Here is a 21,211-nt window from a genome sequence, read left to right on the forward strand (position 1 = left end):
GCCGGGCTGTCCGGCCCCTCCCGATGGGGCCGATCGGCCCCTGGCGCGGGTGGCGGGGCAGCTGCTCAGAAGGAGAGACGCACGCCGTACATCGTGCGGCCGCCGACGAGCTCACGCCCGGTGACCAGTTCCGGCTCAATGCGCACGAAGACCTCCTTCGGCGAGGGAGCCCAGGAGCGCGGTCCCGTCTGATCCAGTCGGTTCAGCTCCGCCTGGTCGGTCACGACAGCCGCCCGGCCGGTGAGGACGACACTCCAGCCGGAGCGCGAGACTGCATCGACCGCGTCCGCCTCAAAGGCGACGACCGCACCGTCGACCGCGCGGACCAGCTCCGATTCGGCCGAGATGCGCAGCAGCACCGCTCCGTCGCTGTCCAGGCTGAAATTGACAGGCAGGACCGCGGGCAGGGCCTGGCGCGTGTAGACGATACGGCCGACAGGAGCCGTCGCCAGCAGGCCCAGGCACTCCTGACGACCGAGTTCGCGGAAACCATCGTTCGGATACATGAGCCGGCCCGTCTTTCGCGCGGTGGATAGATCTACGCTCCATGCTGCGCGCGGTGGCGGCCACGGGTGAGGGGCCGCCGGTCCCGCCCTTGTCGGCGAGCGGCCCGAGGAACTGTGCCGGCGAAGGGGGGCCGACCGGCCCTTCTGGTGTGCCCATAGGCCCGGCTTTCCTGTGAGCATGGCCGAAACCCTCATTGGCGGCCACCCCGTGGGATGGCCAGTGGGAGTTCTCGCAGGCAGAGGCGGTGGGCGGCAACGATCTTCTCCGCGGCCTGGGCGATGTTCTGCCACAAATGAAAGCGATCTGCCACTTGCGTGGCCTGGGGTGCGCCGGTGGTCGCGCCCTCGGCGTGGCGCCGGCCCGGTCTCGGCAAATCACCTCGATGCCTGGGTACTGGGCCGGCCACGGTGCGATGGTGGCCGCGTCCTGCTGGGGCAGCAGGTCCAGGACCTTGTGGGTCTCGGCGTCGATCACCACAGTTCCATAGACGTGACCTCGGCGTAGCGCAAAGTCGTCAACGCCGACCGCCCTCGGTTCGGTCGCGAGCGGGTCGGGCAGCTCCATCACCCGCCGCAGCAGCGTGCTGCGGCTCGTCGTGATCCCTATGTGGCCGGCGAGTCGAGCCCCGGCCCGGCTCGCCAGGGCAAGCCCGATGGTGCCCATCGCCGAGCGCAGCCGCTCGGTGGCCCGGCCATGGCGCCGGGTCAGCCCCTGTATCTGTTCGGCGAACGTCCGCCGCGGACACGACGGACCGGCGCAGGTGAACCGCCGGATGTGCAAGGACAGCACCACCGGTTGTCCCGCGCTGGGCAGGTCCGCCGGAAACCGCAGGTAAGAACCGTGCACCCGGTCTGATCAGACGCCACATTCCGGACAAGCCGCCCCCGCCGCCGTGCACCGGACCTCGATACGGACCACCCCGGCGCCCGCCCACGCTTCACCGCGCACCCGAAGGCTTCGCCTCCGCCACCGTCCGGCGATCACCACTGCCGCCCATTGCCCCGGAATTGAGCGTCTGAGCGGGCGCACCTGCCCGTTCCCCATTCAGCCCATCGAAGTCGCCGAGTGCGGCCCCTGCGGCCACAGTGGGCTGGGACGGTCCGCGGCATCGTAGAAGAGGCAGCGGAGGGACTGGCGGTACGTGAGGAGTGGCCATGGCACTGGGAGACGGCATTCGCCGGAACATTGCCACCGTCGACCCTGAAGAACGCACCCTGCTGCGCAACTCCTTCTTGAAGATGAATACGCCACGGTGGGACGGTAAACGAGATGACGCCGTTCCCGGGGGTGTGACCTGGTGGTTCAAACAGGACGAGATCCACAAGGTCACCCACGTTCACGGCGGCCCCGAATTCCTGCCCTGGCACCGCGAGATCGTCAACCGCTGCGAAGACCAGCTGCGTGTGATCGACCCGCGGCTGTCCCTGCACTACTGGGACTGGACACAGGACCCCCGGAGCATCCCGAACGCCAACCTCGGCAACGGCCAGACCGGCACCCTGAATCTCTTCACCTCCGACTTCATGGGCTACGGCGGGCAAACCCTCCAGCCCATTGGGCAGCCGTGGCAAGCTGCGGGGTTCTACGACCCGCAGGCGAACCCGTTCCGCTCCGACAACGCCTTCGACCCGAACAACAATCCCGCAGACAAGCCACGGGCGGTCAACAGACAGGTCAACGGCTCGCCCATCACCCCAGCCCGGGACCAGGCTGTGCTGGCCGCCGGGGACTTCGCCCAGATGGCGGTCCTGCTCGAGGACAGCCACAACAAGATGCACGGCTTCGTGAACATGGGCAACCAGCACATCTCCTTCCGCGACCCGTTCGTCTTCCTGCTGCACTCGAACGTGGACCGGCTGTTCGCCTTGTGGCAGCTGCAGCCAGACCACCCCGAACGGCTCCAGCCCGACCACGTCTACGGCAGCCTCGGAGCGGACCCGGAACTCAACGCCAACATCGAACCGTGGTCAACAGGGCACACGCTCAACGAAGTCACCGGCCAGGAAAACCTGATCCGCCCCTGGTGCGACCCCGAGAAACTGGGCATCCCGAAAACCTACAAAGACCCCTCAGTCGTCACGCCATGCCGCTACAACTAGCGACACGAGCACGGGACCGGCCTGACAGCACGCCACCGCCCACACGCCCCAGGAGCCTGCGCCATGAACGTCCCCCGCCGCCCGTCCCACCGTGTGGCCATGGTCGCTGCTGTGGCCACGGCAGTCCTCGTCGTGACCGGCTGCGGCGGCAACAGCAGTAAGAGCGGCGGCTCGCCCAGCACAACGACCACCCAAGCCAGCCCCACTGCGTCCCCATCCGCCTCCGCACCAGCAGGTCAGCACAATCAGGCCGACGTCACCTTCGCCCAGGGCATGATCCCGCACCACCGTCAGGCCATCGTCATGGCCGACATGGCCGAGCAACACGCCTCGTCCAGCGATGTGAAAGCCCTCGCACAAAAAATCAAGAAAGCGCAGACGCCGGAGATCGAGACGATGACGACCTGGCTGAAGTCCTGGGGCGAAGCCGTCCCCCAGGGCATGGGCGGCATGGGACACGGGAACGCGTCCGCGACGCCCGGCATGGACATGGGCATGGGCATGGGCATGATGAGCGACCACGACATGGACCAGCTCAAAGGCGCCACCGGCAACGCCTTCGACACCATGTTCCTGACCATGATGATCAAGCACCACGAAGGTGCGGTAGAGATGGCGAACACGGAGAAGCAGCAGGGCGCCTACGGCCCGGCAAAGGAGATGGCCGGCAACATCGTCACCTCGCAGACCGCCGAGATCACCCAGATGCGCAAGATGCTCGGCACCGCCTCGCCGTCCGCGACGGCCACACCATGACCCCGGTACGGGGCGGCACCGTGGTGCCGCCCCGTAGGTGCGTCAGTTGACGCCCAGGGTCAGCGCGGCGGTGTGGAGCTTCCCGCCGGTCTGGAACTGCAGGAACATCCGCCAGTTACCCGGCTTGGGCAGCATGGCCTGGAACGACAGGTCCGGACCACCATGATCACCGTCGACCTTCGTCTCCGGGTGCAGGTGCGCGAACGCCTGGTCGCCCTCGTGGAAGGCGGTCAGGTGCGCGTAGGTGTCCAGATAGGGCTGGAGATCGGTGACGGGCTTGCCATCCTTGCTGATACTCACCGTCGTGGGGTGCGCCATCCCGGCCATCAGCACGCCCTTGACCGTGACCGTGTAGCCGTCCACCTCTGTGGTGGTGGAGGCTTCCGGCAGCGGAGTCTTCTTGGCCTCGCCGGGGACGGTCACGGTGCGGCTGAGGACGAAGTCCTGGCCCTTGCCCGCACCGCTGTCCGGGATGAAGGACGCGTACGTCCGCCACGTGCCCGGCTCGAGGGACGACAGGTCGGCGGTCCAGGTGCCGTCCTCGGCCATCGTCGGGTGCACGTGCTGGAAGCCGGTGAGGTCCGAGCGAACGGCGTAGAAGTGCATCTTCTTCGTCTGGTCTGCCGCGAAGGCGGTGACCGGCTTGCCGTCCGGACCGGCGATCTGGAACTTGTAAGCGGTGTCCTGGCCCGCGGGCAGTTCAGTGGCGGTGGAGGTCAGCTTATAGCCGTCCTTGGCGTCGGCCAGGCCGTCGCCCATGGCCCCGTGATCCACGCCGCCGTGGTCCATGCCGGGCATCGAACCGTGGTCGTGGTTCATGTCGGACGAGGACGAGGCGGAGGGCTTGGAGCCGTGATCCATGCCCGGCATGGACGAGTCGGAGTCCTTCGACGAGCCACAGGCCGCCAGCGTGACCGCGAGGACGACGGCAGTACCGGCCGCGGCCAGGGCACGACGGCGGGGAGCGATACGAGAAGTGAACGACATCACAGAAACCTTCGGGATGTGCGCGCCGTACGGGCGCGCGGTTGATCAGGACACGTGGCCCGAAGCCCCCGTACACCGGGCTCGGGCGAGATGCCTGTCAGTTCCGCGCTACGCACACCTTCAGCAGCAGATCACGTCCGTCCGGCGGACCGCGCCGTCCCGTGCCCCCCGCCGCGAGACGCCGCCGCAAGAGTGCCCAGACGCTGGCCGCCGCCAAGACGACGACGGCAAGGAGCCACACCACAGGCAGCGGGATCCCTCCCCGCGGGGGAGTCGCGACGCACAGGGCCCCGTGCTCACCGGCCATAACCTGCGGGTCGATGTGAGCCGATCCGGCAACGACCGACGGAGCCATCGCCGCGCCAAAGTGCCCGCCATGATCGTCGTGCACGGGGGCGGGCGCCGACACCGACTCGTGGCAGCCACTGGCCGCGGTGGCCGGCGCGCCATGCATGAGGAACAGCCCGAACAGCACCGCGCACACCGCCATCAGCCGGGCAACGCCCCGCCTGCGCGACTGCGCACTGTTCACCGCCGCTCCCTTCCCTCCGGACGACCGATTCCTGAGACCGGCTCCACGACTCTGCCAGACCATACCCCCGCCTGGTACCTGCTGTGAGGGGCTTCACCGACAACGGTGATTGCAGGGCTGCCTGGGCATGCCGACGTGCTGCGCACATCTACGCCCAGCGACTGGGGGACCCATCGCGACGGCAAGGCGCAATGAAGGCAGGCACCGAATCGTGCCATGGAAGGCAATCTGGCCTGGGGCAATGCCGCGGCGTTCCCAGAAACCGGGAATAACGTTCCCAGAAGCTATGCGAGCAAGGCTCTGAGCTGCGGCTTCAGGGTTTTCATCAAGCCCCCCGAGGGTGAGCATGCCGTGCGTTCCTGGACGCGGGAGCGCGGCGAGGTGGAAGGGCGCTGACGGCCCTGGAGAGCGCTTCCCTGGGGACACCGGGAGGCGGCCGGGGCGATTGTGCACGGTCGGGCTGCCGTTGCCTGTGGGGGGTGATCGGGCGCAGGGTGGGAAGGCGCCGGGTGTACCTGGGGTAAAGGATGGTGCGGGTGATGGCCAGACCCGTTTGGACGGGGGTTTTGGGGTTCGGGCTTGTGAGCCTTCCCGCGGGCTTGTATACGGCGACGGACAGCCACACGATCCGATTCCACCAGCTCCAGCGGGGGACCGCGCAACCGGCGCGTAAGCAAGCGCACCGGGGATGAGGTGGACCTGGCAGACATCGTGAAGGGCTACGACACCGGATCCGAATATGTGATCGTCGAGCCGCCGGAGCTCGACGAGATCGCTCCCGGCCGCTCCCGGTCGATCGACGTCGTCGGCTTCGTCGACCTGGACACCGTCGACCCGGTCTACTTCGACAAGACGTACTTCCTGGGGCCTCGGGGGCCCACTACGGGAAAAGGTGTATGCCCTGCTGGAGCGGGCGCTGGCCGAGTCGAACAGGGCCGGCATCGCGACGTTCGTGATGCGCGGGCGGGAGTACCTGGTCGCGCTGAAGGCGGAGGAGGCGGAAGGCCTGCTCACGATCCATACCCTGCACTGGGCCGGAGCTGCGCGACCCGCACGCGGAGGTGCCCGACCTCCCGGGGAAGGTCGAGGCGACAGCAGCGGAGGTGAAGATGGCCATGCAGCTGATCGACGCCCTGGCCATGGAATGGGACCCGGAGTCCTTCCACGACACCTTCCGCGAGAAGGTCGAGGCCCTGGTGAAGGCAAAGGCGACCGGAGAAACGGTGGAAAAGGCCGAACCGGCGGCGCAGCCGACCGGCGCCGTCGACCTCATGGAGGCCCTGCGCGCCAGCGTCGAGCTGGCCAGAAGTCCCAAGGACACCGGGGGCAAGGCCGCCTACCCCGGCGCCCGGGCTGCGCACGGGGAGAAGAAGCCCGCCCCGAAGAAGCGGGCCCGCTCCGGCCAGGCAGGCCAGGGCACGGAGCTGATGGCGTTGACGAAGGCCGAGCTGTACGAGAAGGCGGCTGCGGCCAGCATCTCGGGCCGCTCGTCCATGAACCATGACCAGCTCGCCGAGGCCCTCGCTCACACCAGCCGGGGCCGGCGCAAGGCCTGACCCTCCCCGTGGCGGTCCGTTCTACGGGGCGCGGTCGTGGTCAGGCAACCGTCACGCGCAGGACGTACGGCTCCCCCGTGCTGATGGCCTCCGCCTGCTCGCGCAGGTCCGCGTCCGTGAAACCGAGCAGCGCTTCGTCCGCGGCCCGGCGGAGCAGCGGGAGGATCTCGGCGACGGGCCGGCCGCGACGCGCTTCGGCGAGCTCGGCGAAGGCCCGCTGGTAGGGGGCTCCGTACGTGCTCGCGCTGTCGGCCAGCAGCCGGTCAAGGTGCTGCCTGTCGACACTGATCTCGCCCATGGCCTGCTCCTCACATCCTCAGGGTCCCGGTCCGAGCCCTCGTCTTCGACGCTACGAGGCGGGTCTGACATTGCCCCAGCCCCGGCACGGGGCGCGTTCCGGCTGATGATGTCCTGGAGGAGCTCGCGGGTGGGCGGCGGCATCAGCCCGTGCGGGCCGCGTTCGGCCGTCGCGCGGTGGCGGAGTCGACGGTCGAGTTGGGAGGCGGTCTGCACAACAGCGTCTACCGGCTCCAGCTGGGCGACGCGGACGAGTCGGTCGTGCTGCGCCTGGCGCCGCCCGCCGAGCGGCAGTTCAGGTCCGAGGCGCACCTGATGCGCAACGAGTACGCCTGGGCGACGGGGTTGCAGGCGACAATCGCCACGTCGAACGGCTGGTGGCCGTGCGCGGCGTCCAGGCGACGCTCCAGATCCTCGGCCTTCTCCCCCGGCTTGGGCTGGATCCACCGGGGCCGGTCGTAGCGCAGGAGGTCCGGCAGGTCGGGCATGTGGCGGAGGAGGTTCTCGTCGTAGGGGTCGCGCAGGTCGCAGATGGCGCTGACCCGGACGGGGAAGCCGTCGCGTTGCAGGGTGAGGATGGCCGGGACGTGGTTTTCGGTGGCGGCCCAGTGGCCGCAGCCGCCGATCAGCAGGACGTTGATCGGGCGGGGCGTGGTCGAGGGTCGGGTCGGAAGGCGCAGTACTTGCAGCGCAGGACCGCGACCGGGTCGTGCCCACCGGGGCTGAGTCCCCTCTCCCGCAACTGCCGCCGGGTGAGGAGGCCCTCGGGGAAGGCCCCGCGGTCATGCTCCGGCAGTGTCGCGTCGGAGCGGGGCACCCGTTTGAGCTCGCGGCGCCGCTTCCTGCGCGTGCGGGGCATCACTTGCTCCAGGAGCCGGGGATCCGGGCGGGGTGGTTCGGGTATCGGGGACCGGGGCGCTGTGGGCGGGGCCGGCCGATCCGGCGGCGCGGGCGGGGGATGAGCATCTGCGATCTCCTCCGTGCGTCGGTGGACAGCGCCGCACCCCGCCGACCGAAGAGGTCAGCGGGGTGCGGGGTGTTCGGGGGCAAGGGCGTGAGGCCGGGGCCGGGACGTGGATCTCGGGCTTGACGGTGACCTTCACCGGGCGGGCAGCGGGGCGGCGCAGGGTCAGGCCGCGCATCGCGAACACGGACAGGACCGTCCACGCGAGGACGGCCAGGCCGACCGCGACAGGGCGGCTGGTGTCGGGGGCGGTCTACTGGTGAAGGGGCGGTGTTCCAGGGCTGCGCCATTCGGCCGCCTGGAGGATCGACGTATGAGCACCGACCCGCTGCCTGCGTCCGGGTGGCCGAGGCGCTCGCCCGGCGATCCCGTGCCGAGACGCACCTGCGGTGTGCACATACTGCCGTCCAGCTATGCCCGTGGCACCGTCTGCCTCCCAGGCGAGCCTCTCGTGAAGCGCCCTTGAGAGGCCATGGCTGATGCCTCGTTCAGATCGCGCTTTCAGGAATGCTCGTCAGCTTGGTCTTCGAGGGGCCGCTCTTTGAGAACTCCGACAAGGGCCGAGGCGACGAGGGCGACAGCGCCGTCGTCGTCGTGGGCCAGTTGGCGCAGGACCTCCTGCGCGGTGGTTCCCGCGATCTCGACCAGCGCCTGGGTAAGGCGGATCCGCGTCGTGGAGTCCGCGGTGGGCGCGGCCAGTTCGTCGACCAGGGCGGTCGTGATCCGGCCCGTGCACCCGGGGTCCAGGGACAGCATTCCCAGAACCTCCGCCGCGTCCACGTCGTTGGAGCCTTCCACCACCATGCTGACGAGTGTGGGCACGGCCGCGGCCACGCCCTGCCTGCCCAGAGCCAGAGCAGCGTGCCTGCGCACCGTCGTGTCCGGGTCCCCGAGGGCGTCCGCGAGCACCGCGGTAGCACCCGGAGCCTCGGGCATCTCGGCGATCGCCAGCACCGCGCGCCGCCGGATGTCGGCGTCCTCCGAGTGCATGCCGGCATGGAGCGTCGCCATGCCGTCGCCGCCCGATCGGGCGAGCGCCCAGTGCAGGGCGCCTGCGACGTGCGGGTCGGATTCGGTCAGGACCGCCCCGGCCAGCAGTTCGGCGGGTACCGGCGCGTCCTCCGGCCGGGCCAGGACAGCCTGCTGTCTGTGCGCGGCGCTGGTCGAGTTGAGTTCCCGCATGAGTTCGACGATGCGCAGCACTCCCTGCCAGTTGGTGGGCGCCGACGCGTCGATCGCACGGAGCCGCTCGAGCAGCTCCTGTTCTCGCGCCAGGCGGTCCTCCGTCTGCCGGATGAGGTCGCTGACCAGGGCGGACGGCGTGAAGGCCTGATCCTCCAGCGCGCGCCCGATCTGCTTGAGCGATAGCCCTAGGGACCGCAGGCTCTCCACGTGGAAGATCCTGCGGACATCCTCGGCAGAGTACTCGCGGTAGCCACCGAGAGTGCGGCCCGTGGGCCGCACCAATCCCAGGGCGTCATAGTGCCGGAGCATCCGGGTGCTCACCCCGGAGCGGCGGGCCACGTCGCCGATCAGCAATCCGCGCCCTCCGAAGCCTCTGCAGCCTTCGCGGCCTCCATCGGCTCGGTCGTCTCCGCGGGCTCGGCGGTCTCCGAGATCTCGGTGCCTGCCGATGCAGCCGCGGCAGCAGCAGCAGCTCGTTCCGGGCCGAGTGCGACCACGCGCTTCGCCTCGTCGAGGGCCGCGTCGAAACCGGTCTCCGGGTTCTGTCGGAGCAGCTCGGTGGCACGGGCGTGCGCGGCCACCGCCGGGTCGGAACTCTCCGCGGCCCTCTCCAGGAGGGGCTTGTTCACGTCACCGAGGTCGACCAAGGCCCGGCTCAGACTCAGCTGCACATTTCGGTCGCCACGGCCGAGCTGCAGAACCAGTTCGTCGACCAGGTCCTTCTCCTCGTCCTCGGGCACGAGGACGACCGCGACGCGCCACGCGGTCCGCGCGACCTCGTCGTCGGCGTCCCGCAGCATGTCGCGGGTGATCCAGGCCCACGTGCTCTTGTCGCCGATCTTGGAGAGTGTGTGCAGCGCCTGACTGCGGGCCTGGGACCGCTCGGAGTCGAGCTCCTGGCGGATCCGGGGCAGGGTGATCTCCGGCGGGAGACGGGTCAACGCCCACGACAGCATGTCTCGTACGAAGAAGTCCGGCTCGACCGCGCACCGCTCGAGGAGCATCTCCAGGAACACAGGGTCGGGGTTCGAGCCGACCGCCAGGGCCGTCTGAAGCCGGACCGACGAATCCTCGGCGCCCAGGGCGTTGGTCACGCGGGTGTTCCGCGGGGTTATGTAGGTCGTGTTGATCGGAACCACCTCCTGCGCCCAAGTGAAAACCTTGTCACCGTGTCAAGGTCAAGTTCAAGTTCATACTGGCGAATCGGGAAAATCCGCTGGTTCACGGTACCTCTCGGGCCCGCCAACTTGAGGCGGAGATCGGCAGACGGAAGCTCACGCTGACGGGTGCAGTGGGCGGTTGACAAGATGATCCAGCCAATGACCGGGACGTGCTCAACCTGCTGACCAAGCGCGCCAAGACCCTGCACCTGGGCGCCGCGAACTACTACTGGTTCACCGACCCCTCCCGGGCCCTGTGCTTGAAACTCGTCGGCACCCCCGACGCCGACCGTCCGCTCGTCGGGATGTGCGCTCCGCCCGCTGCCCGCAGGCCACGCACCGCCCATGCCACCGGCCCATCTGGGCCGAGCACGCCGACCAGGCCAAAGTCTTCCTCGGCGGTCTCGGCGCGACCCGCAAGACCGAGAAGCCCCGCCTGCAGAGCGAGTACGAACGGGCCCAGCGAGTCCTGTCGGCGATCGACGCCGCCAGCGGCACAGTCCCTGACGAGGAATCAGCATGAGGATCACAGCGGCCCGGCGGACCGAGAACGAGAACCGCATCCGGACCGTCATGGACCGACTCCTGCGCGGCGAGATTCCCCCCGGCGGCCGATGCGACATCAAGACCCTCCCCATCGAGGCTGGCGTCGATCGCTCCGCCTTCTACGACACCCGTCCTTACTCCCACCTGCGCGAAGAGTTCGAACGCCGCCTCCAAATCCTGCAGCGGGCTGGAGAGGTCACCGACCCACGAGAAGCCCAGATCGCACGCCTGAAAGCCGAGGTCACGGCATTGAAGGAACGGCTGGCTCGCTCCGCGGGCAGCATCGATGAGCTCACCGACTTCCGCACCCAGGCGCTCGCCCGGCTCGCCGCACAGCATGACGAGATCGTCCGCCTCCGTGGCACCGCCGACGCGGCCAGCCGCGTCACCAGACTCCCAACGGCTCGCACAACCATGATCGGATCGTGCAGTTGAAGCACCAACCCGAGAGAAGTGGGCTGTTCCTGAGCCCTGCCTGGTCAGATGGCAGGCTCCGGCAGAAGACCGAGGTGCTCGATAACGCGCTCGCGCAGAAGGAGATACTCGTCCCAGCGACGGGGCAGGGGCCCAGGCGGTCGTTCGATGACACGGGTCGCGGTGACGGTCTGCCCATGCTGGAACTGCTCGTGCGTGAGGTTGAGTTCGACGCCGCTGGGCAGCCGGTTCCACCGGTGAAAGCCGTGCTGGTCCCCGTCGAGGTGCACCTCGCCGACCATGAGGTCGCCGCCGAAAATGTCGTTGACGATCAAGGCTGTGATGTCGCGGTGGCCCCAGGCGGGGTTGCCGGACTGCCAGTCGGCCTGGTTGTCGGGCGAGCAGGTGTCAGCAGCCCAACTGGCACGCAGGGCCTTGTCGACGACGAGCAGGTTCCAACGGATCACGTCGCCGGCATTGCAGCTGCCACTGACACCGGAGACGGTGCAGCTCGCCGGACGGCGATCTCCCAGATGCCCCTTGGGTGCAGATCCTTTGAGGGGTCGCTCCACGTCGCTGGTCTGCTGCGCCGAAGAAGCGGCCTAACGGAGTCCTACTGAGCCCGGAGGGCAACCTCACACGAGCCACCAACGACCGTGCCGGACAGCCGGAAACGAAGGAGGAATTGAAACGCTTTCGTGGACGACACTCGAAGTCCTGCCATGACGCGAATGTGAAGAGGATCCTGGGTCGTATGAAGAAGTCTGCCTTAGTGGCTGCGCTCGCCCTCGCCGCGAGCCTCGCCTTCGCCCCGACCGCCAGCGCCGCCCCCGCGGACACGCCCGCCCTGGGCTGCGTCCAGGTGATCAACCTCGACAAACCGCCGTTGGGCACCGACATCGACGCAATCAACCGCGTCGCCGCGGCGCTGGGCCTGCCCGGAGTCCCGAACCGCGTCGGGGCCGTGTGTCCAACGCCCCAGCAGACCGACGCCGAGCACGGCGTAGTCAATTACCCCGGCCATGGCCCGATCATCCTGCGCAACACCGGATCAGCCCGGTTGCAGGAGTACTGCACCGACTCGGTCAGCGAACCCGGTGCGACAGCCCCCCTCCCCGGCACCGACATCATCACTAAAGGACTGGTCGTCTTCGGATCAGGCTGCGTCACCGAACCCAACCCGATCGCCGTGTGAACCAGCGCCGGGCAGCAACCAAAGCTAAACGCTCCTGAGCGCCCACAACGGCCTCGCACCCCGATCCCCCGGGGTGCGAGGCCATTTGTCGTTGGGTGCAGATCCAATCACGGTCCCAGGGCCCACAAGTGGGCCGTTTCTTCAGCGCAGCAGGCCGGCGACCATGGAGCGGCCCCTCAAAGGATCTGCACCCATGCCCCTTCGCAGGCTTACCGACCTCATTCGCGAACACCTCAGAGCTATGACCTGCATCACAGTGCATCGGCTGGAATGCAACACACCCGTCGACCAGCGCCGCGAATGCCTCCGAGCGGATGGGCCTGGTCAATGACAACACGCCCCCCATCGCACACGGCCTCTGCGGACAGAAGGCACTCATATGTCACACATTTGACCGAAAACGGAGTAGATAGGCGATTTATCCAGCAGCAAGTGGGCCACGAGTGCGACAGCTCGACGGCCGTATACACCCATGTCAGCGACGACTTCATGAACACTGCTCTGGGCAACGCACTCAACCCGGCGTTCGATGAGGCGCCGACGGGGAAGGACCGATGATGGCCGCCAAGCTCGACTACCGCTGGCACCTGCGTCACCTGATGGCGGACCGCGGCATGTTCTCCACCACTGACCTGCTGCCGCCGCTGGCCCAACGCGGCATCAACCTGTCCTCCAGCCAGGTCTACCGCCTCGTCGTCGAGCGCCCCGAGCGCCTGAGCCTGAAGATCCTGATGGCCCTGCTGGACATCCTGGACTGCACGATGGACGACCTGATCGAACCCGTCGTCGCCGCCGGCGCCGCGCAGAGGCCCAAGAAGGCCGCTGCAGGCGGGACAGCCGCCGAGAGCATCGGCGACCTGCGGCCCAAGCGGGCCAGGATCGCCCCGGCGGACCGGTGACCGACACCATCGACGAGGCATTGGCGGACCCGGTCGGCCTGATCGTGCGGCTGGTCACGGCGGTCGAACCCGGCCTGGACGCCGCCAGCATCCACCAGGTCGTCGTCGATGTCGCCGGCGGGCGCGCGAAACGCCGCCGGCTGGCCCAGCTCCTCTCGGACCGCCCCGAGGTACTGACGACCGGCGGGCCGCCGGTCGCGTGGTCGGTGGGACAGCTCCTGCGAGGACTGCGGGAGGCCGGCGCAACCTCGATAGCCGCCCCGCGTTGCGGTGAGTGCGGGCGAACACTGACCTACATGATCAGCCGGCGGGGATACCTGCTCTGCTCGCGATGCCGCGATACCGCCCAGACCTGCGCCGCCTGCAGAGACCAGCGGCGAGTTGCCACCCGCGACCGCCACGGCCAGCCTCGCTGCGAACAATGCCCCGACGACCAGGGCGACCCGACGGTACTGCTGGCGGAAGCCGTCGCCCTGATCTCGCCGGGCTTCGAGGCGACCGACGTCATGGCCGCGCTGGGCCGGGCGACGGTCCGCCCGGCCGGACAGCGCCGGCTGGCCTGGGCGATCATCAACCAGCCCTCGCTGCTGACCGGCGCGGGTAGCGACGCCCCAACCCCGGCGGTCCTGCGCTTCATCGACGAACTCCTCACGGCGGGCGCGAGCAACATCGCGCGACCGTCGTGCCCGCGCTGCGGTCGGACGGTGGCACTGTCCAAGCTGCTGGACGGGCAGCGGGTCTGCCGCACCTGCTTCGCGCACCACCGGGCCTTGCCCTGCGCGGGTTGCGGCGCGGTCCGCGAACCAGCGACCCGCGATGCCCAGGGCCGCCCGCTGTGTCCGAACTGCCTCAGCAGCAATCCGATCAACCTCGAAGACTGCCGCGGCTGCGGGCGCCGACGGCGCGTCGCGGCCCGCACCGCAGACGGCCCCTGGTGCCAGCACTGCCGACCCCGCACCGCAGCGACCTGCGGGATCTGCGGGCGATCGGCACTCTGCGAGATCTCCGCGGCCACCGGCGAACCGTGGTGCGACCGGTGCCAATCCTGGTGGGCCCGCTGCAGCGGCTGCCACACCATCGCCTCGATCCGCGGCGGCACACGCAAGGCGCCGTTGTGCGCGAAGTGCCTCAACCCCGACCCGGACTTCTGGGAACGCTGCCCGATCTGCAAAACCACCTGGCAGACCAGCGCGCACCGGCCCTGCCACCGCTGCACTCTCACCCAACGCGCCGACGAGGTGTTCGCAGGCCCCGACGGATCCGTTCGCCGGGAACTGGCCCCGCTGCACGCCGCATTGACCGGCATCGACCGACCGGTCACCGCAGTCGCCTGGCTGTCGCGCCCGGTCGTCGCCGGGCTGATGAAGGAGATCGCATCCGACCAACGCGCGCTGACCCACGACGTCCTCGACGAGCTCACATCCGGCAAGACCCTCGACCATCTGCGGGCCGTTCTCGTCGCCGGAGGCATACTGCCCGATCGCGACGAGCGCCTGGTGAAACTCGAACGGTGGATCTCCCGGACCGTCACATCCCGTGACGATCACGAAGAACGAGCGATGCTTCACCGCTACGCGGTCTGGCACCACCTCCGACGCCTACGCGGACGCCTCGGCACCGACCACACCACCCACTTGCAGATGGCCAACGTCCGCAGCCACATCACCGCCGCCGTCAACTTCCTGGACTGGCTGTCCGGCAGAGATCTCACCCTGGCCACCTGCACCCAGCCCGACCTGGACCAGTGGAAAGCAGACGAGGACCTCAGCTACCGGGACCAGACCGGCCACTTCATCCGCTGGGCGACCAAGAACCGGCTGGCGAAAGGGCTGACCTTCGGCGCCGAGCGCTGGCAGGGCCCCGTCGGCCCCCACGACTCCGAAGGCCGGTGGGACGACGCCCGCAGGCTCCTCCACGACGCCACAGTGGCCACGGCCGACCGGGTTGCCGGACTACTCCTGCTCTTCTACGCCCAACGGCTCAGCACGATCAGCAGCCTCACCGTCGATCAGGTCACCGAGGCGAACGGCCGGGTTTCGATCCAGCTGGGAACCTCCCCGACCGTCCTGCCCGAACCGCTCGCCGCACTGGTCCTCGACCTGATCGCAACACGCCGCCCCTACACGGTGATCGGACACGCCGACGAGACGCCCTGGCTGTTTCCAGGTCAACGCCCAGGCCAGCACGTCAGCGCCGACCGGCTCGGCCTACGGCTGATCGCCGTCGGAATCCAACCAGGCCAGGCCCGGTCCACCGCCCTGTTCGCCCTCGCCGAAGAAGTCCCGGCCGCGATCCTGGCCCGCATGCTCGGCATCCACATCCAAGTCGCTGTCCAGTGGCAGAAGGCGTCTGCCGGAGACTGGGCCGCTTACGCCGCCGACGTCAGCCGACGATCAACCGCCGCGCTCTCACCCAGCACCTCACCTGCACCTCGATAGCAAGGGAACTGGCATGAACGTCAGAGTCACCTACGACAAGACTGTGAACGCAGCGTACGTGTACCTCACCGATCCGCAGGTCCGCGCCTATTCCTCGCACATGTATCCCTGCGATCCGGTCGACGTCGGCGGCATGATCAACCTCGACTTCGACGAGCACGGACGCCTCATCGGCATCGAAGTACTGGCAGCCTGGCATTGTTCACGGGATTGGACAGCGTCTGCTCATGGCTTCGGGAGGCGCCCCGACGTCGTCATGTTCGATGTTCACGAGTTTGGACAGCACCTGCTTCTGTGGGCGAGCACTCCGTGCTCCCGACGGCATACGGCCGCCGCGTGGGGACGCGAGGTAGGGGCGCATCGGGGTCCGCTGGGGGAGCGCGCAGCGGCGATGCGCACTCCGCACGCTGGACTGTGCGCCCTGCCCGCGGTGTCGCGGCCACCTCACCCTGATGGTGACCACGGCACTTGCCTATGGGGGGATGCATGACAGAGCCTCGTGAGTTTCCGGAGATCTTGGCGCAGACCGCGATCGCCGTTGGACCGCTTCTGCGCTTGCGGATGAACGGCCTGCCCGCCGAGGTCCGGCACGTGGTCGGCCTGCACTTCGGCTGGTGGACGGACGACGGCATCGCCTCGGATGCCCCTGTCGGCCACAAGCTCCTGCGCCCGTCGCTGGCCCTGCTGGCGTGTCAGGCGGTCGGCGGCGACCCGCAGGCGGCCCGTCCCGCGGCGGTGGCCGTCGAGTTGGTCCACAACGCCAGCCTGCTGCACGACGACATCATCGACCAGGACCCGCTGCGCCGCGGGCGCCCTGCCCTGTGGGCCGCCAAGGGCATACCCGCGGCGATCCTCGCCGGTGACGCCCTGTTCTTCGCCGCCGTCCAGGCCCTCGCCGACGCCCCGAGAGCAGACCTGACCGTCCCGGCCCTGCTGGCCGCCGTCCAAGACCTGATCGAAGGCGAGTACCTCGACGTCCTGTCGGAGGCGAGTACCGACCGCGGGGAACACAGTGCTCTGCAGATCGCGGCCGGGAAGACCGGCATGCTGCTGGCCTGTGCCTGCGAACTGGGCGCCACCGCCGGCGGCGCGACCCGTGAACGCGCCGCGCACCTGCGTGCTTTCGGCCGCCACCTCGGCATCGCCTTCCAGTGCGCCGATGACCTGCTCGGTATCTGGGGCGACGAGCAGACAACGGGCAAACCCGCCCGCTCCGACCTGCGCCGGCGGAAGTTCTCACTCCCCGTCGCCGCCGCGCTGGCCTCCAGCACCCCCCAGGCCCGGCAGCTGCGCGCCCTGTACCAGACAGGCACCCCCCTCAGCGACGGCGACTGCGCCCGCGCCGCCGACCTGATCGAGCAAACCGGCGCCCGGGAAGCGACCATGCTGCGCGTCGAGCGCCACACAGCCGACGCCCTCCACCAGCTCTCCCTGGCGCAGCCCGCACCCATCCCGGCCGCCGAGCTCACCGCCCTGGCCGACTACCTCATCCGCCGCGACAGCTGACCGCAGGGCCGCGGCACGAAGGAGGCGGCTTCGCGGCGGGGCGCCCGCCTGGCCACCGACCGTTTCACCCCGGCGAGCGACCGCCACGTCCCCGGGCCCGCCGAGCTCCGTCGCCGCGGCGGGGCCGGAAACCTCCGGCCCCGTCAACAACCGGATCGTCTTTAGGAGAGCCCGTGCTCGACAGCATCGACGCCATCGCCGAGTTCATGCACGCTCCCAACCCCTGGAAGGCGGCCGCCGGTGCGCATGAAGCCGAACACGCGAACCTCCAGTGGGCCCGCGACACCGACCTGATCCGCACCGAGGACAGCGCCAGCGTGCTCACGTCCTGGAACATCGCCCATTCCGCCGCAGCCGCCTTCCCCCGCGCTCGCGGCAACGGACTGCTCTACGTCGCCAAGTGGATCACCTGGGGTGTCGTCTTCGACGACATGTTCGGCAAGGGCATCAACACCCCTTCGCACGCCATGGCCGTCCTCGACCACACCACGACCGTCCTGCACGCCGACACCCGCCGCGAACCCCCCGTACCGCTGCTCGGCTGCTCGAAAGCCCTGTTGGACTACATGGCCGAAGGCGACCGCACCATGAGCGCCACGTGGATGGCCCGATGGCGCCACTCCGTGCACACCTACTTCTCCGGAATCGCCGCCAAGTACGCCGCCACCCTCGCCCCCGCCCCGCCCACCCTCGACCAGATCCGCCACATCCGCCAACGCGACATCGCGATGTACATGTACGCCGACCTCATCGAGTTCTTCGACGGATTCGAGCTGCCAGGCGCCCTCGCCTACACCCCCGTCCGCGACCGCATGTACGCCCTTCTCGCGCAGGCCATCGCCTACCAGAACGACCTGTTCTCCGCCTACCGCGACCAGAAGAGTCCCTCCAGCACCGACACCGCCCTCAACTCCGTCCTCACCATCGCCCGCACCCGCAACATCCCCTTCCTCCAGGCCGCCGTCACCATCCGAGATCTGTACCTGCAGCGCGAACGCGAACTGCACCGGCAGCGGGACACCTACCTCGACCAAGCCCGCGCGCTCGGCTACGACAAGACCACCATCGAACGACTCGCCGCCCACACCGACAGCCTCGTGGACCTGGTCCCTGGCGTCTTCTGGGGGCACGTAGCCACCGCGAAACGCGGCTACCTCAACAACGCACACCTGACCACCAGCTCGCCCGAGCTGGTCGCCGACTACGACCAGCTCCTCGCAGCAGAACATCGGTAGACACCGCCACCACCCGCCTCCGGCCGGCCACCCCTCCGGGGCGCTGTCCGTTCTCATGATCTGTTCGATTCTCGGCGAGTCGGCGATGCCTCCCGAAGTCGTGAACAAATGCTGTCGCATTCCGTGAACAGAGCCAGGCAGCCAGCACCAAGCTGCCCGAGTACCTACTCACATCAGCTGAGCGCCTGGATACCGAAGGCGAATGAACCGGTGGAGCAGGAGAGCTGGCCGCTGGCCGCGAGGGCGAGCTCAATAGGTGCCTGCCGGGCGCTGGTACCCACCGGGAACCTCGTTTCCATTCCGGAAGGTCACCGTGGCGAAGCAGGACACCACCCAGACCACGATGCGCCCCGGCTCATGAATCGCCTCAAAGGGATAGTCAGGCCAGTCCCCGTAGGACGTGACCATGAACGATTCCTTCGGCTTCAGCCAGTAGTCCTGTCCAGACGGTTCGAGAATCAGTTCCAGGAGCTCGTCGCCGTCGTTGACCACGAGCATCGGCAGCGGGTTACCCAACCTCTGGATGCCCTCGTGGCTGAAGTCTCCGGCCAACCTCGGCATGTTCTTCAGGAGCGGTGCCGTGAACTGTTCAGCGGTCAGGCCCTCGGCACAGGTGCTCTCGTGGTTGTTCGACATGGCCCAGAGTCTGTCCCACGCCTCCGGTGAGTCGACACGAGGGCCTGGCGCTCACGCGCGGAGGCAGCCGCCACAGCGGCCGCGGTCTACTTGTCCGGCTCCTCCTTCAGTATCGGTCAACCCCAACCATCCAGTTCAGAAAGGAACTTGACCTCTCATGACGTTCACCGATCACCTGGAACGCCGGGCAGCGGAGGCCATCTCCGCCATCCCAGCCGCCGAGGCACCCGACGTCTATGCGCTTTCCTTCTTCATTGACAATGAGGGCGGCGATTCGCGCCGGCCCGTCCTGACCGTCGGCTACAACACGGAAGCTCAAGTCGGCCGCACTCTTTACAACGCCAGCGATCCGGCGGAAGCCCGCTGGAACTACGCCTTCTGGCTCCAGAACGAACTCACTGTGGTCGGCGACGGCAACAGCGATCCCGCTGGCGCTGCCGCACGCGACGAGTGGATCAGGGAGCTCGGACTTTGGTACGAGGAGCCTGTCGACGGAGCCGACTGGGTGAGCTCGGTCGGGGCGCTGGCTGCGGAGATCGAGGGCCGGTTCAACCAGGCATGCTGCGAGCTCGTCCGAAGCCTCCACGCGACCGGCTTCATCGAGCGGCATCTCGGTCGACCCGTTCCGGTGCTCGTCCACGAGCTGGAGTACTACGAAGGCATCGCCCGACGGACCGAGAACGCCAACCTCACCGGACTCGCAGACGACTTCACCGCCTGGATCCGCAATGGCTGAGGCATTCGGACAGTTCCAATACCCGACTCCACCATTACTGAGATTTTCAGTGTGGGGTCGGTGGGTCGAGGGGCAGGCCGGTGGCGGTGAGGCAGCCGTCGATCAGGTGGGGCCGGAGCTGGATTCTGCGTAACTCGCGGCGGAGTGTGCGGTCGAGGTCGTCGGATGAAGTTTCCCCGTGATCTTGGACACGTTGTCGTTACGCCGCGAGGGCCTGATCTTGCCGGTAGCGCAGGCGTGTCTCGTGGGGTGTGAGGTAGCCCCAGTCGATGTGCTTGCGCAGGCAGCGTCTGTTGTAGAAGGTCTCGATGAAGTCGAAGATATCGGCGCGGGCGGTGCCCCGGTCGGGCCAGAAGCGGGTGCCGATCTCCTCTTTCAGGACGGCCCAGAAACTCTCCGCGGCAGCGTTGTCGAAGCAGCTTCCGGTCCGGCCCATGCTTTGCCGGTGGCCCAACTCTCTGATTTTGGTGCGGAGTTGGCGGGAGGTGTATTCCGATCCGCGATCGCTGTGGATCACGCAGCCGGGCTCCAGGCGGCCGAGCCCGGCGGCCACGTCGAGGGCGTCGACGACGAGTTCGGCGCGGTGGTGGTCGGCCATCGAGTACCCGATCACCTCGCGGGTGGCCAGGTCCAGCCACGAGGCGAGGTAGAGCCAGCCCTGGGCGGTGGGGATGTAGGTAATGTCCCCGACAATCTTCGTTCCGGGGCGGGCGGCGGTGAAGTCCCGGCCGACCAGGTCGGGCGACGGGGCGGCCTTGGTGTCGGCCTTGGTCAGGCTGCGGCGTCCGGTGCGCCGGCTGTTCCCGGCGATGCCGTTCTCCCGCATGACCCGCTCCACCCGCTTGCGGTTGACCGCCCGGCCCTGCCGGCGCAGTTCGGCGGTGACGCGCGGGACACCGTAGTTTCGCCGGGACGCGATGTGGATCACCGTGATCTCGTGGGTCAGGGCCTCATCCGACCGCCGCCTCGCTTCGCGAGCCTCGGCTCCGGCAACCCACGCGTAGTACGTGGAGCGGGCGGTCTTCATCACCTTGCAGAGCAGCGTGATCGTGTAGTTCGCCTTCTCCGCGTGGATGAACCGGCATATCTCGCTCACCGGTCGCTCTCCTTCGCGAAGAAGGCGGTCGCTTTTTTCAGGACCTCGATCGTCTTCGCCTGTTCGGCGGCCAGCTTCCGCAGCCGCTTCAGTTCCTCGTCCCGATCGTCGGCGGCCCGCACGGCACCGGGTCCCGATCCGTTGTCCTGGGCGGCGCGGGCCTTCTTCACCCAGCCCCGCAGGGACTCCGAGCTGATCCCGAGTTCCCGGGCGACCTCGGTCACCGTCCGGCTCGACGACCGCACGAGCTCGATCGCGTCCCGCTTGTACTCGTCCGAGTACCGCTTCGTGTACTTGCTTCCCACCTGGCACAGCTTCCTCTGGGCTCTCACGTCCCAGTGTCCAGGTGTCCACGATCAAGGGGAAGCTTCACGGATGTATCGAACGCGGTGTTGGCCATCGCTCTGCGCACGAGGGACCAGACGGCCTCGACGGGGTTGAGATCGGGTGCGTACGGCGGCAGCCGG

General features: G+C 68.4%; 24 protein-coding genes and 4 pseudogenes. 16 read left to right on the forward strand and 12 right to left on the reverse strand.

What is annotated here, in order from left to right; all coding sequences use genetic code 11:
* Positions 1 to 65: 65 nt before the first annotated feature.
* Positions 66 to 506, reverse strand: a complete 441-nt coding sequence (locus tag AB0I68_RS30025; protein ID WP_363180494.1) for a pyridoxamine 5'-phosphate oxidase family protein — start codon at positions 504 to 506, stop codon at positions 66 to 68.
* 1,155 nt (positions 507 to 1,661) lie between these two features.
* Here AB0I68_RS30025 and AB0I68_RS30030 point away from each other — a divergent pair.
* Entirely contained in the window at positions 1,662 to 2,606 is a 945-nt protein-coding gene (locus AB0I68_RS30030; protein WP_363180495.1) for a tyrosinase family protein, read from the forward strand.
* A gap of 63 nt (positions 2,607 to 2,669) precedes the next feature.
* Entirely contained in the window at positions 2,670 to 3,362 is a 693-nt protein-coding gene (locus AB0I68_RS30035) for a DUF305 domain-containing protein (protein WP_363180496.1), read from the forward strand.
* 42 nt (positions 3,363 to 3,404) lie between these two features.
* Here AB0I68_RS30035 and AB0I68_RS30040 read toward each other — a convergent pair whose 3' ends face one another.
* On the reverse strand, positions 3,405 to 4,349 hold the full coding sequence (locus tag AB0I68_RS30040; protein WP_363180497.1) for a hypothetical protein: 945 nt from the start codon (positions 4,347 to 4,349) through the stop codon (positions 3,405 to 3,407).
* A 97-nt stretch (positions 4,350 to 4,446) separates the two neighbouring features.
* Positions 4,447 to 4,881 (reverse strand): DUF6153 family protein, encoded by a 435-nt coding sequence (locus AB0I68_RS30045; protein ID WP_363180498.1) that lies wholly within the window; start codon positions 4,879 to 4,881, stop codon positions 4,447 to 4,449.
* Positions 4,882 to 5,097: 216 nt separating this feature from the next.
* On the opposite strand from AB0I68_RS30045, the gene AB0I68_RS30050 reads away from it, so the two are divergent.
* The 4 genes and pseudogenes from AB0I68_RS30050 (at position 5,098) to AB0I68_RS30065 (ending at position 6,437) form a co-directional block, all read left to right on the forward strand.
* Entirely contained in the window at positions 5,098 to 5,277 is a 180-nt protein-coding gene (locus AB0I68_RS30050; protein ID WP_363180499.1) for a hypothetical protein, read from the forward strand.
* A 315-nt stretch (positions 5,278 to 5,592) separates the two neighbouring features.
* Positions 5,593 to 5,697: pseudogene (locus tag AB0I68_RS30055) on the forward strand (Ku protein); the annotation flags it as partial.
* A gap of 76 nt (positions 5,698 to 5,773) precedes the next feature.
* Positions 5,774 to 5,872, forward strand: a pseudogene (locus tag AB0I68_RS30060) (Ku protein); the annotation flags it as partial.
* A gap of 118 nt (positions 5,873 to 5,990) precedes the next feature.
* Positions 5,991 to 6,437, forward strand: a complete 447-nt coding sequence (locus AB0I68_RS30065; RefSeq protein WP_363180500.1) for a hypothetical protein — start codon at positions 5,991 to 5,993, stop codon at positions 6,435 to 6,437.
* 40 nt (positions 6,438 to 6,477) lie between these two features.
* Here AB0I68_RS30065 and AB0I68_RS30070 read toward each other — a convergent pair whose 3' ends face one another.
* The 4 genes from AB0I68_RS30070 to AB0I68_RS30085 all read right to left on the reverse strand — a co-directional run bounded on the left by AB0I68_RS30070 (position 6,478) and on the right by AB0I68_RS30085 (position 9,977).
* Entirely contained in the window at positions 6,478 to 6,735 is a 258-nt protein-coding gene (locus AB0I68_RS30070; protein ID WP_363180501.1) for a hypothetical protein, read from the reverse strand.
* Positions 6,736 to 6,958: 223 nt separating this feature from the next.
* Positions 6,959 to 7,222 carry a hypothetical protein gene (locus tag AB0I68_RS30075; RefSeq protein ID WP_363180502.1) on the reverse strand — a complete coding sequence of 88 codons (264 nt, stop codon included), beginning with the start codon at positions 7,220 to 7,222 and terminating at the stop codon, positions 6,959 to 6,961.
* 977 nt (positions 7,223 to 8,199) lie between these two features.
* Entirely contained in the window at positions 8,200 to 9,237 is a 1,038-nt protein-coding gene (locus AB0I68_RS30080) for a HEAT repeat domain-containing protein (protein WP_363180503.1), read from the reverse strand.
* Positions 9,231 to 9,977 carry a HEAT repeat domain-containing protein gene (locus tag AB0I68_RS30085; protein ID WP_363180504.1) on the reverse strand — a complete coding sequence of 249 codons (747 nt, stop codon included), beginning with the start codon at positions 9,975 to 9,977 and terminating at the stop codon, positions 9,231 to 9,233. The genes AB0I68_RS30080 and AB0I68_RS30085 overlap by 7 nt, the downstream gene beginning before the upstream one ends.
* A 373-nt stretch (positions 9,978 to 10,350) precedes the next feature.
* On the opposite strand from AB0I68_RS30085, the gene AB0I68_RS30090 reads away from it, so the two are divergent.
* Positions 10,351 to 10,566, forward strand: a complete 216-nt coding sequence (locus AB0I68_RS30090; RefSeq protein ID WP_363180505.1) for a hypothetical protein — start codon at positions 10,351 to 10,353, stop codon at positions 10,564 to 10,566.
* On the forward strand, positions 10,563 to 11,024 hold the full coding sequence (locus tag AB0I68_RS30095; RefSeq protein ID WP_363180506.1) for a hypothetical protein: 462 nt from the start codon (positions 10,563 to 10,565) through the stop codon (positions 11,022 to 11,024). Before AB0I68_RS30090 ends, AB0I68_RS30095 begins: the two co-directional genes overlap by 4 nt.
* A gap of 44 nt (positions 11,025 to 11,068) precedes the next feature.
* On the opposite strand, the gene AB0I68_RS30100 is transcribed toward AB0I68_RS30095, so the two are convergent.
* Positions 11,069 to 11,470, reverse strand: coding sequence for a hypothetical protein (locus AB0I68_RS30100; RefSeq protein WP_363180517.1), 402 nt, complete (start codon positions 11,468 to 11,470; stop codon positions 11,069 to 11,071).
* A 287-nt stretch (positions 11,471 to 11,757) separates the two neighbouring features.
* On the opposite strand from AB0I68_RS30100, the gene AB0I68_RS30105 reads away from it, so the two are divergent.
* The 7 genes and pseudogenes from AB0I68_RS30105 (at position 11,758) to AB0I68_RS30135 (ending at position 18,276) form a co-directional block, all read left to right on the forward strand.
* Entirely contained in the window at positions 11,758 to 12,198 is a 441-nt protein-coding gene (locus AB0I68_RS30105) for a hypothetical protein (RefSeq protein ID WP_363180507.1), read from the forward strand.
* Between the two features lie 369 nt (positions 12,199 to 12,567).
* Positions 12,568 to 12,756 (forward strand): annotated as a pseudogene (locus AB0I68_RS30110) (tyrosine-type recombinase/integrase); the annotation flags it as partial.
* On the forward strand, positions 12,756 to 13,097 hold the full coding sequence (locus tag AB0I68_RS30115; protein WP_363180518.1) for a helix-turn-helix transcriptional regulator: 342 nt from the start codon (positions 12,756 to 12,758) through the stop codon (positions 13,095 to 13,097). The pseudogene AB0I68_RS30110 and the gene AB0I68_RS30115, both read left to right, overlap by 1 nt.
* The gene (locus tag AB0I68_RS30120) at positions 13,094 to 15,535 is read left to right on the forward strand and encodes a site-specific integrase (protein ID WP_363180508.1); all 2,442 of its coding nucleotides are present in this window, start codon (positions 13,094 to 13,096) and stop codon (positions 15,533 to 15,535) included. Before AB0I68_RS30115 ends, AB0I68_RS30120 begins: the two co-directional genes overlap by 4 nt.
* A 13-nt stretch (positions 15,536 to 15,548) precedes the next feature.
* The gene (locus AB0I68_RS30125; protein ID WP_363180509.1) at positions 15,549 to 16,025 is read left to right on the forward strand and encodes a DUF2283 domain-containing protein; all 477 of its coding nucleotides are present in this window, start codon (positions 15,549 to 15,551) and stop codon (positions 16,023 to 16,025) included.
* Entirely contained in the window at positions 16,022 to 17,041 is a 1,020-nt protein-coding gene (locus AB0I68_RS30130; protein ID WP_363180510.1) for a polyprenyl synthetase family protein, read from the forward strand. The genes AB0I68_RS30125 and AB0I68_RS30130 overlap by 4 nt, the downstream gene beginning before the upstream one ends.
* Positions 17,042 to 17,214: 173 nt before the next feature.
* Positions 17,215 to 18,276, forward strand: a complete 1,062-nt coding sequence (locus AB0I68_RS30135) for a hypothetical protein (protein ID WP_363180511.1) — start codon at positions 17,215 to 17,217, stop codon at positions 18,274 to 18,276.
* Between the two features lie 249 nt (positions 18,277 to 18,525).
* Here the strand turns inward: AB0I68_RS30135 and AB0I68_RS30140 are convergent, their stop codons facing one another.
* Positions 18,526 to 18,912: a hypothetical protein gene (locus AB0I68_RS30140; protein WP_363180512.1), complete on the reverse strand. Its 387-nt coding sequence runs from the start codon at positions 18,910 to 18,912 to the stop codon at positions 18,526 to 18,528.
* 157 nt (positions 18,913 to 19,069) lie between these two features.
* On the opposite strand from AB0I68_RS30140, the gene AB0I68_RS30145 reads away from it, so the two are divergent.
* Positions 19,070 to 19,648, forward strand: a complete 579-nt coding sequence (locus AB0I68_RS30145; protein WP_363180513.1) for a hypothetical protein — start codon at positions 19,070 to 19,072, stop codon at positions 19,646 to 19,648.
* 199 nt (positions 19,649 to 19,847) lie between these two features.
* Here AB0I68_RS30145 and AB0I68_RS30150 read toward each other — a convergent pair whose 3' ends face one another.
* The 3 genes and pseudogenes from AB0I68_RS30150 to AB0I68_RS30160 form a co-directional block, all read right to left on the reverse strand.
* Positions 19,848 to 20,744 carry an IS3 family transposase gene (locus tag AB0I68_RS30150; protein ID WP_363180514.1) on the reverse strand — a complete coding sequence of 299 codons (897 nt, stop codon included), beginning with the start codon at positions 20,742 to 20,744 and terminating at the stop codon, positions 19,848 to 19,850.
* Positions 20,741 to 21,049 carry a transposase gene (locus tag AB0I68_RS30155; protein WP_363180515.1) on the reverse strand — a complete coding sequence of 103 codons (309 nt, stop codon included), beginning with the start codon at positions 21,047 to 21,049 and terminating at the stop codon, positions 20,741 to 20,743. Before AB0I68_RS30155 ends, AB0I68_RS30150 begins: the two co-directional genes overlap by 4 nt.
* Positions 21,050 to 21,120: 71 nt before the next feature.
* Positions 21,121 to 21,211, reverse strand: a pseudogene (locus tag AB0I68_RS30160) (transposase); the annotation flags it as partial.

The sequence above is a fragment of the Streptomyces sp. NPDC050448 genome (assembly GCF_040655295.1).
GTDB lineage: Bacteria > Actinomycetota > Actinomycetes > Streptomycetales > Streptomycetaceae > Streptomyces.